Source organism: Aeromonas sp. 2692-1, from assembly GCF_013085505.1.
In the GTDB taxonomy this organism is placed as follows: domain Bacteria; phylum Pseudomonadota; class Gammaproteobacteria; order Enterobacterales; family Aeromonadaceae; genus Aeromonas; species Aeromonas hydrophila.
On sequence record NZ_CP038513.1, the window covers coordinates 4727056 to 4740220 of the forward strand.

Here is a 13165-nt window from a genome sequence, read left to right on the forward strand (position 1 = left end):
ACCCCAGCGCCTGTCAGTGAGGAAAGATGTCACTCCAAACCCCCGCCGAATCACCATCGTCAGCCCCCCGGCTGCTGGTCAGACAGCTGGGCCGCCGTCCCTACCAGCCGGTCTGGGATGCCATGAAGGCCTTCACCGACAGCCGTACCCCCGATACCCCGGACGAGTTCTGGGTGGTGGAGCACGATCCCGTCTACACCCAGGGGCAGGCCGGCAAGGCCGAACATCTGCTTGCCCCCGGCGACATCCCGGTGGTGCAGAGCGATCGCGGTGGCCAGGTGACCTATCACGGCCCCGGCCAGCTGGTGCTCTACGTGCTGGTGGATGTGCGCCGCAGCAAGCTGACGGTGCGCGAGCTGGTGACCTGCCTCGAGACCGCCATCATCAACACCCTGGCCAAGAGCGGGATTGAGGCTTATGCCAAACCCGATGCCCCCGGCGTCTACGTGAAAAACGAGCTCGGCGCCGCGCTGCAGACAGAAGCCAAACTGGCCTCGCTCGGCCTGCGCATCCGCAAGGGCTGCTCGTTCCACGGCCTGGCCCTCAACGTCAACATGGACATGACCCCCTTCCTGCGCATCAATCCGTGCGGCTATGCGGGCATGGCCATGACCCAGACCAGCGCCCTGGGCGGCCCGCAGAGCGTGGCCGAGGCGCAAGCTATTCTGGTAGCCGAACTGGCCAGCCTGATCGGCTATGAGACAATCACGAATACCGAAGAGGCGGCATGAGCGAGCCCATGCTGCCTGGCCATGAGGGCACCGAGATGACCCTGGTGGCTATCAACCAGACAATAACAAACACCGAGAGTGAATCATGAGCAAACCCGTTCGTATGGAGCCGGGCGTCAAACTGCGCGATGGCGACAAGATGGCCCTGATCCCGGTGAAATTCATGCCGGATCCCAACGAGGAAGTGCTGCGCAAGCCGGACTGGATGCGGATCAAGCTGCCGCCGTCGAGCCAGAAGATCGAGCACATCAAGAGCACCCTGCGCAAGAACAAGCTGCACTCAGTGTGTGAGGAAGCCTCCTGCCCCAACCTGGCGGAGTGCTTCAACCACGGCACCGCCACCTTCATGATCATGGGCGCCATCTGCACCCGTCGCTGCCCCTTCTGCGACGTGGCCCACGGCCGCCCGCTGGCGCTCGATCCGGACGAGCCGAAGAAGCTGGCGCTGACCATCAAGGAGATGGGGCTGAAATACGTGGTGATCACCTCGGTGGACCGCGACGATCTGCGCGACGGCGGTGCCCAGCACTTCGCCGACTGCATCAAGCAGATCCGCGAGCACAGCCCGCAGACCCGCATCGAGATCCTGACCCCGGACTTCCGCGGCCGGATGGAGCAGGCGCTGGAAGTGTTCCGCGAGACCCCGCCTGACGTGTTCAACCACAACCTGGAAACCGCCCCGCGCATGTACCGGGTCGCCCGTCCGGGTGCCGACTACAAGTGGTCGCTGGAGCTCTTGCGCCGCATCAAGGAGATGCACCCACATGTGCCGACCAAGTCCGGCGTCATGATGGGTCTGGGCGAAACCAACGAAGAGATCGTGCAGGTACTCAAGGACTTGCGCGAGCACGGCGTCAACATGCTGACCCTGGGCCAGTATCTGCAGCCGAGCCGCCACCACCTGCCGGTGAAGCGCTACGTGCCGCCCGCAGAGTTTGACGAGCTCAAAGACGTTGCCATGGGGCTGGGCTTCTCCCACGCCGCCTGCGGTCCCTTCGTCCGCTCCTCCTATCATGCTGACCTGCAAGCCAAGGGCGAAGAGGTGAAATAACCTCGCTCCCCCTGGTCAAAAAGAGCGCTCTTGGGCGCTCTTTTTTATGGGCCGGCCGCAGGCGGACGCCGTTCCAGCTGCCGACCACGACCAGCGCCGTTTGCACTCACTTCGCCGCCGGGTTAACGTGAGCCTCCCTTCTCCCCTTGAGTGATCTGCAGGATGCCGACACCGCTTATCCGCTTGCTGCCCATGAGCGAGCAGCACTACCCCGCCTATTGCGCCTGCTTCATCGAGGAGTACGCGCAGGATCTCGCCAGCAACCACGGCCACGACCTCGCCACCGCCCGCCACAAGGCGGAAGCCTCTCTGCAGCGCTATCTGCCGCAAGGGGTGGCCAGTGCCGGCCATCGCCTGCTCTGCATCCTGCCCGCAGAGGAAGCGGTTGCCCCCGCCGAGGAGGAGCCACTGGGTTATCTCTGGCACGCCATCGACAGCGACGGCGCCGCCACCTTTATCTATGACTTCTATGTCGCGCCGACCCACCGCAGCCGGGGGATAGGCAAGGCAGCCATGGCGCTGCTGGAAGCCGAGCTCAAACGCAGCGGTATCCACCAGATCACCCTGCGGGTCGCCCACGACAACCCGCGCGCCCTGGCGCTTTACCAGGAGGCAGGCTTCGCCATCACCGGTTACAACATGGCCAAACGGCTGGGTTGAACGCCTTGTCCCGCCCTTGTACCACCCGGACAGGGGCGTGCCACCACCCGGCTGGCGCTGATATGATGAGGCCGCCCCGGCCTGCGTCGCTGCGCACGCCCTGTTTGTTCCCTGTCGCCCCGTTTCAGGATCCTGCTTATGTCACACATCCGCGTCTTCATCGTGCACGGCTATACCGCCTCCCCCCACTCCCACTGGTTCCCTTGGCTCAAGGCACGGCTCGAAGCCCGCGATATCCGGGTCGAGGTGCTGGCCATGCCTGACCCCCACCATCCGCAACCCGCCGCCTGGGACGCCGCCATGGACAGCCTGGTGCGCGATCACGATGAGCGGACCTTTCTGTTGGGCCACAGCCTCGGCTGCATCACCATCTTGCGCCAGCTGAGCCACCTGCCCGCCTCCTGCCGGGTGGGCGGGATCCTGCTGGTATCCGGCTTCGATCAGCCGCTGCACACCCTGCCTGAGCTGGATCCCTTCATGACCCAGGGTTACGACCCGGCCCACATCATGGCGCTGGCGCCCCGCCGGGTCGTAGTCGCCTCCCGCGACGATGCCATCGTGCCCTATCGCTACTGCCAGCATCTGAGCGAACAGCTGGCCGCACCGCTCTACAGCCTGGAGCATGGCGGTCACTTCCTCGACCGGGACGGTTTTTTGGAGCTACCGCTGGTACACGACCGCCTGCTGGGGATGATCGAAGACCAATAGATAACAAAACGGCCACTTGCGTGGCCGTTGCAACACTCAGCAGGCTAGAGCGAGATGCCGGAAAAAGACATGAAGCCTAGCGACATCAGCCCGGCCACGATGAAGGTGATGCCGATGCCGCGCAGCCCCTCCGGCACATCCGAATACTTCATCTTCTGGCGCAGACCGGCGATGGCGACGATGGCCAGCAGCCAGCCCAGCCCTGAGCCCGCTCCGTACACCACGGATTCGATGAAATCGTAATCCCGCTGGGCCATGAACATCACCCCGCCGAAGATGGCGCAATGCACCGTCAGCAGCGGCAGATAGATGCCGAGCGCGTGATAGAGCGCCGGGAAATGTTTGTCCAGCACCATCTCCATCACCTGCACCAGCGCCGCCAGCACCCCGATATAGACGATGAAATCGAGAAAGCTCAGATCAAATTCGCCGAGGAAGGTACTCTCGGGACGCAGGATATGGCGGTAGATCAGGTTGTTGAGGGGGATGGCGATCACCATGACCACCAGCACCGTCATGCCAAGGCCGAAGGCGGTGTTGATGTTCTTGGAAACAGCCAGGAAGGTGCACATGCCAAGGAAGAAGGCCAGCGCCAGGTTTTCGACAAAAATCGAGTGAATAAACAGGTTTACATAATAATCCATCGGGTCGGCTCACAACGTGTACGGGGCGGGAGCCGCCTTCGCGCTCGCCGGCGGGCAGGCACGAAGACGGTGCAAGGAGGGCACCGGACCGCACGGGCATGCCTTCGCGGCTGACATCAATCAGCGAGGGAGCAAGCCTTGGGCGGACGGGCGCTCAGCAAGCAGCCGGGTACGAGTCGCTGTGGCAGAAACGAAATTGCAGGTGATGGCAGCTCAAGCGCCACCGGTGCAGATAACCGAAGTAGTCGCTCAGTTGTCTGAGGTAGATGAGGGGCAGGAAGAACAGCAGGCCGCAGAGCAGGCCAAGGATATCGTGCTGGAACCAGGCCAGCAGCACCTGATAGAGCTCGGTTTGAGCAGTCCCTTCCAGCCGTCGACCCTGCTCGAAGCTGAGCCGCCACTGGCCGCCCGGTGGCAGGCTGACGCTGTTGACCAGCCCGGGATCGGCCGGCTCATGCAACTGCATCGAGGCACCCTGACCGACCGCGGCCTGACGTACGGCTGCACCGACCTCTGCCGCGGCGAAGGCGGCAAGCCACAGAAGGCAGGCGATGGCGAGGGCCATCGGCCAGGTCGAGCGTCGGCCAGCGGGTGACAAGCGGGGAGTTCCTTCTTTAAAAGAGGATTCAGCGAGGCCGAATATATCACAATTCATCTTTTTATTGAATTTGAAACCCTGCAAACACCCACGAATTGATACTAAAAACCCTCGTTATCAATAAAGCCGGCAATTAAAAACCACAATGAGCGCAAGGAACATCCTCTTTGCCCTTACGGTGCCCCTCACTCCTGCACAAAGGCCGGGTGGTAGCACACTTCGCCACGGGGTATGGCGGCGCCGAACGAGCGAGCCATGAAGTACTCCGCCGGCACGCCGGGCAGCGTCAACCCCGGCTCGGACACGAAGCCGAAACGGCCGTAGAAGCCGGGCTCCCCCAGCACCACGCAGCCGGCCGCTCCCATCCCCTTGAGCTGTGCCAGACCCACCTCCATCAGCCGAGAACCCAGCCCCTTGCCGTGCAGCGCAGGAGAGACCGAAATAGGGCCAAGACCATACCAGTGCGGGCTGCCATCACTGATGGTCACCGGCGAGAAGCAGAGGTGGCCGACCACCCGCCCCTCCTGCTCCGCCACCAGCGACAGGCTGAGCGCCCCGGCCTGGCGCAGGTCGCGCACGATCCGCTGCTCGTTGTGATCGGTATGGGGGGCATTGAGAAACGCGGCCACGGTCAGCGCTTCAATGGCGTCGTGATCGGCGCCTGTTTCGGGCCGAATGAGGATGTTCATAGGTTTTCTCCGTTTGTTCTCTTGCAATGGATGGCCTGATCAGACTGCCTGCAGGCAGCAGATCACATAGCCGTAGCTGCCCAGGTATTGGCGGTGGATGGCCACTTCCCGGCTCAAATCCTGCCAGGCGGGGCTATCCCCCAGCTCGGCGCGATGGCGCGCCAGATTGCGCTCGATGGGGTCCAGATAGTTGCGCCAGCCTCTTTGCGGCAACGGGGTGTGCGACAGACAGCGATAACCCGCTTCTTGCACCGTCTTCAGCAGGCCCGCCAGCGTCTGCATGGCGGGATAATCCCGTTGCCAGAACGCCAGCGCCTCCTCTGGCGGCGTGTCCGTCAGCCACACCAGGTCGCTCAGCACCAGGCAGGCAGCAGGACCGGCAAGGTACGGCCGCCATGCTTGCAAGGCGTTGGCCACCCCTATGGTGTAGGCGCTCCCCTCGGCCCAGATGAGATCGGCAGGGGCCAGGTCCGCCGGCAGCGCCGCCATGTTGGCGCACAGGGTGGTGACCTGACCAAGCCCCGCCGCACTGGCGCTGCGGGCCACGGCGGCCAGCGCCTCCTCGTCCAGATCGATGGCCACCATGGTGGCGTCCGTCACCTGTGCCAGCGCCAGGGTGGCGGCGCCGCGCCCGCAGCCCATGTCGAGGATCCGGCGAGGTTGGCTGGACAGCGCGGCAAACTGCTGCTGGGTGAAGAGGCTATCGCCCGGCCCCCAATAGCTCATGCCATCCAGCAGCAGCTTGAAATCCCGGATGTAACGCTCGTGTTCGTTCATGTCTTTGCTCAGCCACTGCAGGTGGTAGCGCTCTTTTTCACTGAACCCCTGCTTCATCACCCAAGCAAAGTAGGCCTGCGGGGCTTGATGCTGCAGTTGCCGCTGCCAGGCCTTGAACTCGTCGCCGGAGTGCGCACGCAAACCGGCGAGATCCGCCAGCAGATCCCGGGCGCGCTGCATCTGCGCCAGCTCCTCATTCAGCTCCCTGACCCGGGCCTGCAGCGTTGCCTGTTCCAGTTCACCCGCCAGACAGGCGAGGCACTGCTTGAGGCTGAGCCCGCCGGCCTGCAGGGCCTGCACCATCAGCAACCGCTGCAGATCTTCATCGTCGTAATGGCGATAGCCGTTGGCGGCCCTCGTGCCCGCAATCACCCCCAGCTTTTCGTAATAGAGCAGGGTGGAGCGGGCCAGGCCGCAGCGCCGGGCCAGTTCGGATATTTTCATGACAACCACTCGCTGAGGGGTCTGTGACCCGATGCAGGAAAGCTTAAACTGTGAAGCAATAGACGGGTCAACGGCAAAATCCGGGTTCACACCATAAAAAACGGCCACCCTGAGGTGGCCGTCATCGGCAGTCAAACAGACTCACGAGATCAGAGGCCGGCCGCCTCCAGATGCTCCACCAGCAGCTGCACGCTGCGGTTGCCGCGCCACTCGTTGACGTCGAGCCGGTAGACCAGCCGCACCCGCTTCACCGAGGCATCGGGCCAGCGCTGCAAGTCGACGCCAAAGGCGATGGCATCCACCGCGTGGCCGGAATCCGTGGTCAACATCATCTTGAGGTGCTTCTCCCCCACCAGTCGCTGCTGCACCAGCACGAATTCGCCATCAAACAGCGGCTCGGGGAAGGCCTGACCCCAGGGGCCGGAGGCGCGGATCAGCTCCGCCAGCTCCAGACTCAGTTCATCGGGCAGCAGCTCGCCATCGGTGAGCAGCACCCCGGTCAACAGCTCAGGGGTCACCAACTCGCCGATGATCGCCTCGAAGGCACGGCCGAAGGCCTCGATATTGGCCTTGGGCAGGGTCAGCCCGGCCGCCATGGCGTGGCCGCCAAACTTGCCCATCAAGCCGGGGTGGCGGGTATCGAGCAGTTCCAGCGCATCGCGCAGGTGCACCCCCGGGATGGAGCGCCCGGAGCCCTTGAGCTCGGTCTCGCTGCTCTCGGCAAACGCGATGACCGGGCGGTAGTACTTCTCCTTCACCTTGGAGGCCACCAGCCCCACCACCCCCTGATGCCACTCGTCCCGGTGCAGCACTATGCCGGAGGGCACCTCGCCGTCGCGAAAACGGATCTGCTCCAGGGTGGCGAGCGCCTCCTGCTGCATCCCCTGCTCTATCTCCTTGCGCTCCTGGTTGAGGCTGTCCATCTCGGAGGCGAGCTGGCGCGCCAGATTGATGTCCTCGCTCAGCAGACAGGCGACCCCGAGCGACATGTCGTCGAGCCGGCCCACCGCGTTGAGGCGCGGCCCCAGCGCAAAGCCGAGATCGGCGGCGCACAGGCGACGACCGTCGCGGCCCGACACGTCCACCAGCGCCTGGATGCCGGGGCGACAACGGCCGGCCCGGATCCGCTGCAAGCCCTGATGGACCAGGATGCGGTTGTTGCCATCGAGCGCCACCACGTCGGCCACGGTGCCGAGCGCCACCAGATCGAGGTAATCCGCCACGTTGGGGACGCGCAGCCCCTGACGCTCATACCAGCCGCTCTGGCGCAGCTGGGTGTTGAGGGCTGCCATCAGATAGAAGGCGACCCCGACCCCGGCCAGCGACTTGGAGGGGAAGTCGCAGCCATGCTGGTTGGGGTTCACTATCGCATCGGCGTCAGGCAGCTCCTGGCCCGGCAAATGGTGATCGGTAACCAGTACCTGCATGCCGGCCGCCTTGGCCGCCGCCACCCCGGCGATGCTGGAGATGCCGTTGTCCACCGTGATCAGAAACTCGGCGCCGCGGGCCACCGCCAGCTCGACGATCTCAGGGGTGAGGCCATAACCGAACTCGAAGCGGTTGGGCACCAGAAAATCGATGTGACGACCGCCCATGGCGCGCAGGGCCAGCACGCACAGCGCCGAGCTGGTGGCGCCGTCGCAGTCAAAGTCACCGACGATGAGAATGCGTTTTTGCGCCGTCAACGCCTCGGCCAGCAGCGGCACCGCCTGCGCCATGCCGAACAGACGCTGGGGCGGCAGCAGCTGGCTGGCGCTGCGCTCCAGCAGAGCGGGATCTTCGACCCCGCGGCTGGCGAAGATTTGACGAAGCAGCGGGTGCAGGGTGGCGGGCAGATGGGAATCATCAACTCGCGGACGACGACGGATTTGCAGGGGCATTGATGTGATCCAGTATCTTGAGCAGTTGTTCAGGGCTCTGATAACCGCGTACCAGGTCGCCATTTGGCAGGACCCAGCTCGGCAGCGCCTTGATCCCGAGCCACTGGCTCAGGCCGATATGATGGGCAAGGATCTCATTACAGCCGGTCTCAGGCAAACGATCACTGAGATCCAGTGCGTCGAACTGCCGGGGATCGCACCAGCGCGCCTGCGCCTCGGCCAGATCGGCAAAGGTGCCGAGCACTGGCAGCAGCTGCACGCTGACCCCCCTCGCCTGCAGGACCGGCAGCTCTGCCAGGGTGGTGCGACAGCTGCTGCAGGCGAGATCGGTAAACAGGGTGACGCGATGGCGCTCCTGCTCGGCCCGCAGCTGTACCCGCCGCTCGCCGATCTGCGCCAGGGCCAGTTGCCGCTGCTGACGCAGCCCCAGCATGGTGAGGTTTTTCATGTCGTGGGCCAGATCCAGCATGGTGCCCTGCAGCACATAGTCGCCCCTGGCATCGGTATAGAGCAGCCCCTGGGCGGTGCCCAGCATGTAGAGACCGGGCATGGGGGTCTCGTCTACCAGATAGACCTGTACCCCGAGCCGTTGCTCTATGGTCTGCTTCAACAGTTGGGGATCCATCCCCGCGCTGGCGGCAAAAGAGCCCAGCAGCATCATTCCCAGCAGTAAATACTTCACTCTTTTACTCACTTGGCATGAACGAATGGACTCACAAGGTAACTCAGTGAATATTCTCTACTCAACCGCTTAATTACCGATTTATTAATAGCAAGGACCGCAAAAAATCCCGATCTGACAGGTTGCCAATCGGGCAAAGGCCCAGCAAGCTAACCGGGACGACAGGAAACACGACGGTCATCCTCTGTTTTCCTGAAGCTTTAATTATTTAAATACCGGTGCGGCGCTGGCCGTACCCTGCCCATTTTTGGAGGGGAAAATGAGTCTGATTCAAGAGTTCAAGGCCTTTGCGTCCAGAGGCAACGTCATCGACATGGCGGTCGGTATCATCATTGGTGCCGCCTTCGGCAAGATAGTCTCCTCCTTCGTCGGGGACGTGATCATGCCGCCCATCGGCCTGATCCTGGGGGGCGTGGACTTCAGCGACCTCGCCGTGACCCTGAAGGCCGCCGAGGGGAGCACCCCGGCCGTGGTCATCGCCTACGGCAAGTTCATCCAGACCATCATCGACTTCCTGATCATCTCCTTCGCCATCTTCATGGGGCTGAAGGCCATCAACACCCTCAAGCGCAAGCAGGAAGAGGAAGCGGCCCCGGCCGGCCCGACCAAGGATCAGGAGCTGCTGACCGAGATCCGCGATCTGCTCAAATCCCAGCAGGGAAAATAAGCGCCAGCTCCTGTCGTGTATTCGAAAAAAACCGCCTTCTGGCGGTTTTTTTGATACCAGAAGTTAGACTGAGGGCAACCAGCAAGACGCATGAAGGCCCCTGCCATCACGAAATGGGCCACCCACCCTCCCGGCCCGACAGAACGGGCGTAATATCGAGCCTAACCGAACCGCATTCGCTACCGGAGTCGCCATCATGCCCCCCCTCACAGTGACAGCCAGGCCCCATCACAGCTTCATCCTGCGATATCTGCTGCTGCTCGCCCTGCCCCTGCTGCTGCTGACTGCCGGCAGCGGCTATCTGTTCGTCACCAAGCAACAGGAGACGATGCGCAACCGGTTCGAGTTTTTCAGCAACAGCTCAGCCCAGCAGTGGGATGGCGCACTGGCCTCCGTCGATGCACAGATCAACATTCTGGCGGCGGATCTCGAGCTCAATGACGGCATCCTGCCCCCCGTGCTCAGCCAGCGCCATCACCAGGTGTGGCAGCAACTGAGCCGCACCGGCAGCATGCTCAAGGGGCTTTACTATGTGCAGCGGGACAACAAGCTGGTCAACTTCGCCCATCTGCCCATTCCCGGTTCGTTCGATGCCAGCCGGCGCTACTGGTATCAGGTGGCGATCAAGACCCCCGGTATCAACGTCTGGAGTGCCCCCTACCTCGACGCCATTCAGCACGTCCCCGTCATCACCCTGTCACGGGCGGTACTGAACCGGCAGGGGGAGCTGCTGGCGGTGATCGGCATCGATATCGACCTGTCGGAGATATCGCAACGGATTGGCCGGCTGCTGCAGGGAGGGCGCCAGATAAGCTATCTGCTGTACGACATGAAAAACCACAGCGTGGTAGCCCACAGCGATCCCCTCAAGAATGGCGCCCCGCTTGATGACGAGCGGCTGGCCGAACTCAAGGGACGCAGTGGCTCCCTGCTGAGCGACAATGACGAGCTGATCGCCTACTACACCCTGACCAACAACCCCAACTGGCGGGTCATCATCATCTACCCGTTCAGCAACTCCTTCGTCATCAAGGAGCTGCTGCCCACCATGATGGTCGGGCTGCTCCTCTCGCTCACCATGTACATACTGGTGGCCGTCATCTTCCATCAGCGCCTGGAAAACACCATCGGCATGCTGGTGCAGGTGGTACGCCAGCTGCGGATCACCCCGCCGGGCCAGCCCCTCATCATTCCTCGCATTCCGGGTATCGAAGAGCTGGAAGAGGAGATCACCATGATTTCCGACCAGATGCAGGCCGAGAGCGAAAAAGCCCAGCGCGATGCCCTGACCGGGCTCTACAACCGCCGCTACATGGACACCCTGCTGGTCGAGCTGCACCAGCAGCATACCCCCTATGTGCTGGCCATCATCGACATCGACAACTTCAAGCAGATCAACGACAAATATGGCCACCCCGTCGGCGACAGCGTGCTCAGGCGTACCGCCTCCCTCGGCAGCAAGCTGCTGGAGGGCAAGGCTACCCTCTGCCGCTTTGGCGGCGAGGAGCTGGTCGCCATCTTCGAACAGGGTCGGCTGAAGGAGGCCCATCAGCAGATGGAGCAGTGGCGCCGCGCCATGGGCAAGCAGAACTGGCGCGAGCCCGGCCTGACCGTCACCTTCAGCGGCGGGCTGGCCGAGGCGCTGGACGCGCCCCCCGCCCAGGTGCTTGCCCAGGCGGACGCCGCCCTCTATCGCGCCAAGCAGGAAGGGAAGGACCGCCTCTCTCTGGCCTAGGCGCGCGGATGGTGCTGGCCGTGCAGCGCCTTGAGCCGCTCGTTGGCCACGTGGGTATAGATCTGGGTGGTGGAGAGATCCGCGTGACCCAGCAGCATCTGCACCACCCGCAGATCGGCGCCATGGTTGAGCAGATGGGTGGCGAAGGCGTGGCGCAGGGTATGGGGCGAGAGCTCGCCCTGGATGCCGGCGCGTTGGGCATAGAGCTTGATGCGGTGCCAGAAGGTCTGACGGGTCATCATGCGCGCCTGCTTGGAGGGGAACACCACGTCCGAGCTGGTGCCGCCGAGCAGCAGGGTACGCGCCTCCCGGTAGTAGCGCTCCAGCCAGTGCACCGCCTCCTCTCCCATGGGCACCAGTCGCTCCTTGTTGCCCTTGCCGACCACCCGCACCAGCCCCTGGCGCAGGCTGACATGCTCGGCGGTCAGCCCCACCAATTCGGAGACCCGCAGCCCGGTGGCGTAGAGCAGCTCGAGCATCGCCTTGTCCCGCAGCTCCAGCGGCTCGTCCACCTGCGGCGCTTGCAGCAGCGCCTCCACCTCGGCTTCGCTGAGATCCGATGGCAACTTCTTGGGCAGCTTGGGCCCCTCCAGCAGCACGGTGGGGTCGTCGCTGCGCAGCTTCTCCCGGTTGAGGTACTGATAGAAACGGCGCAGGGCCGACAGAAAGCGGGCCGTGCTGCTGGCCGCAAACTGCTGGTCCACCCGCCAGGCGAGATAGTGCTGGATGTCATCCAGCCCCGCCAGCAGCAGGGAGCCACCCTGCTCGTCGAGCCAGAGGGAGAATTTTTCCAGATCGGTGCGATAGGAGCTGATCGTGTTGTCGGAGAGACCCCGCTCCAGCCAGAGGGCGTCCAGAAACGGCTCGATCAGGGGATGGGATTCAGACTTGCTCATGGTGCGCCGCGCTCAGGGGAAACATGGCCCATTGTAACGTGCCGACCCACCGCCGCCGCAAGTTACCGTTGTCCATCGCCCGCCAGGCGGTGAAGCGCGCCGGGCAATCTGCTAGACTGACGCCCTCCCCCGGGCGCCACCCTGCGGTTGCCCGCCCCCATTGCCGACTGCGATCAAGAGAAGAGCGATGAAGATAGGTTTGTTTTACGGCTCTACCACCTGCTACACCGAGATGGCCGCCGAGAAGATCCGCGCCCTCATTGGCCCCGAGCTGGTTGATCTCCACAACATCAAGGATGTGCCCCTCACCCTCATGCAGGAGTACGACATCCTGATCCTGGGCATCTCCACCTGGGACTTCGGCGAGCTGCAGGAAGACTGGGAATCCCGCTGGGAAGACATCCAGGATGTCGAGCTGGAAGGCCGCATCATCGCCCTGTTCGGCATGGGCGATCAGCTGGGTTACGGCGAATGGTATCAGGATGCCCTCGGCCTGCTGCACGATCAGCTGGTCCCCAAGGGAGTCAAGCTGGTGGGCTACTGGCCCAACGAGGGGTACGAGTTCGATGCCTCCAAGGCACTGATCGACGATGGCCGTCACTTCGTCGGGCTGGCGCTCGACGACGCCAATCAGTACGACCAGACCGAATCCCGCATCGAGCAGTGGGTCGACCAGATCCTGAGCGAAATCCACGAGCTGCTGTGAGCCAGCAGCCACGCAGGGTTGCCTGACACCAGTGGCGATGGCCCCCAGCCATCGCCCTCTCCCCGCACGGCATGACGAAAAAGGCCTGGTGAAAGGCCCCCTTGAACAAACGTCAGCTGCGACGCTTCCCTGACTGCCGCCCCCGGTTTCGGGCCGCCGGGCGCATAAATCGCACCGATTTTCTCAATCGGTATCATCGCATGACGCTATAGCGACTTTTTTGTGCTGGTCTGCAACAATGGAAACGGTACCCCATAACAATCACAGCCGGGTATCGGAAGCAAACGGACAGACCAG

14 protein-coding genes are annotated in these 13165 nt (G+C 63.3%); 7 read left to right on the top strand and 7 right to left on the bottom strand.

Features of this window, described 5'->3' with window-relative positions; genetic code table 11:
• Window positions 1-26: 26 nt before the first annotated feature.
• The 4 genes from lipB (at window position 27) to E5E97_RS22055 (ending at window position 3150) form a co-directional block, all read left to right on the top strand.
• Window positions 27-731, top strand: a complete 705-nt coding sequence (lipB, locus tag E5E97_RS22040; RefSeq protein WP_043121070.1) for a lipoyl(octanoyl) transferase LipB — start codon at window positions 27-29, stop codon at window positions 729-731.
• An 85-nt stretch (window positions 732-816) separates the two neighbouring features.
• On the top strand, window positions 817-1782 hold the full coding sequence (gene lipA, locus E5E97_RS22045; protein ID WP_011707035.1) for a lipoyl synthase: 966 nt from the start codon (window positions 817-819) through the stop codon (window positions 1780-1782).
• 162 nt (window positions 1783-1944) lie between these two features.
• Window positions 1945-2442, top strand: a complete 498-nt coding sequence (locus E5E97_RS22050) for a GNAT family N-acetyltransferase (protein ID WP_171281100.1) — start codon at window positions 1945-1947, stop codon at window positions 2440-2442.
• Window positions 2443-2580: 138 nt separating this feature from the next.
• Window positions 2581-3150: an alpha/beta hydrolase gene (locus tag E5E97_RS22055; protein ID WP_077096526.1), complete on the top strand. Its 570-nt coding sequence runs from the start codon at window positions 2581-2583 to the stop codon at window positions 3148-3150.
• A 44-nt stretch (window positions 3151-3194) separates the two neighbouring features.
• On the opposite strand, the gene nqrE is transcribed toward E5E97_RS22055, so the two are convergent.
• The 6 genes from nqrE to E5E97_RS22085 all read right to left on the bottom strand — a co-directional run bounded on the left by nqrE (window position 3195) and on the right by E5E97_RS22085 (window position 8864).
• Entirely contained in the window at window positions 3195-3794 is a 600-nt protein-coding gene (gene nqrE / locus E5E97_RS22060; protein WP_011707038.1) for an NADH:ubiquinone reductase (Na(+)-transporting) subunit E, read from the bottom strand.
• 154 nt (window positions 3795-3948) lie between these two features.
• On the bottom strand, window positions 3949-4392 hold the full coding sequence (locus E5E97_RS22065; RefSeq protein WP_253265122.1) for a hypothetical protein: 444 nt from the start codon (window positions 4390-4392) through the stop codon (window positions 3949-3951).
• Window positions 4393-4577: 185 nt separating this feature from the next.
• A complete protein-coding gene (locus E5E97_RS22070; protein ID WP_171281101.1) occupies window positions 4578-5081 on the bottom strand; it encodes a GNAT family N-acetyltransferase in 504 nt (167 codons plus the stop codon).
• 39 nt (window positions 5082-5120) lie between these two features.
• The gene (locus tag E5E97_RS22075) at window positions 5121-6302 is read right to left on the bottom strand and encodes a MerR family transcriptional regulator (RefSeq protein WP_171281102.1); all 1182 of its coding nucleotides are present in this window, start codon (window positions 6300-6302) and stop codon (window positions 5121-5123) included.
• 149 nt (window positions 6303-6451) lie between these two features.
• Window positions 6452-8182 carry a single-stranded-DNA-specific exonuclease RecJ gene (gene recJ, locus E5E97_RS22080; RefSeq protein ID WP_171281103.1) on the bottom strand — a complete coding sequence of 577 codons (1731 nt, stop codon included), beginning with the start codon at window positions 8180-8182 and terminating at the stop codon, window positions 6452-6454.
• Window positions 8148-8864, bottom strand: coding sequence for a disulfide isomerase DsbC N-terminal domain-containing protein (locus tag E5E97_RS22085; protein WP_024944245.1), 717 nt, complete (start codon window positions 8862-8864; stop codon window positions 8148-8150). Before E5E97_RS22085 ends, recJ begins: the two co-directional genes overlap by 35 nt.
• A 259-nt stretch (window positions 8865-9123) precedes the next feature.
• Between E5E97_RS22085 and mscL the strand changes: the two genes are divergently transcribed.
• Together mscL and E5E97_RS22095 are read left to right on the top strand one after the other, a co-directional pair.
• The gene (gene mscL, locus E5E97_RS22090) at window positions 9124-9531 is read left to right on the top strand and encodes a large-conductance mechanosensitive channel protein MscL (protein WP_017409264.1); all 408 of its coding nucleotides are present in this window, start codon (window positions 9124-9126) and stop codon (window positions 9529-9531) included.
• Between the two features lie 196 nt (window positions 9532-9727).
• Window positions 9728-11266, top strand: a complete 1539-nt coding sequence (locus E5E97_RS22095; RefSeq protein WP_171281104.1) for a sensor domain-containing diguanylate cyclase — start codon at window positions 9728-9730, stop codon at window positions 11264-11266.
• Here E5E97_RS22095 and xerD read toward each other — a convergent pair.
• Window positions 11263-12162 carry a site-specific tyrosine recombinase XerD gene (xerD, locus tag E5E97_RS22100; protein ID WP_139392072.1) on the bottom strand — a complete coding sequence of 300 codons (900 nt, stop codon included), beginning with the start codon at window positions 12160-12162 and terminating at the stop codon, window positions 11263-11265. The genes E5E97_RS22095 and xerD overlap by 4 nt on opposite strands.
• A 187-nt stretch (window positions 12163-12349) precedes the next feature.
• On the opposite strand from xerD, the gene fldB reads away from it, so the two are divergent.
• The gene (gene fldB / locus E5E97_RS22105; RefSeq protein ID WP_011707047.1) at window positions 12350-12868 is read left to right on the top strand and encodes a flavodoxin FldB; all 519 of its coding nucleotides are present in this window, start codon (window positions 12350-12352) and stop codon (window positions 12866-12868) included.
• The last annotated feature ends 297 nt before the right edge of the window (window positions 12869-13165 follow it).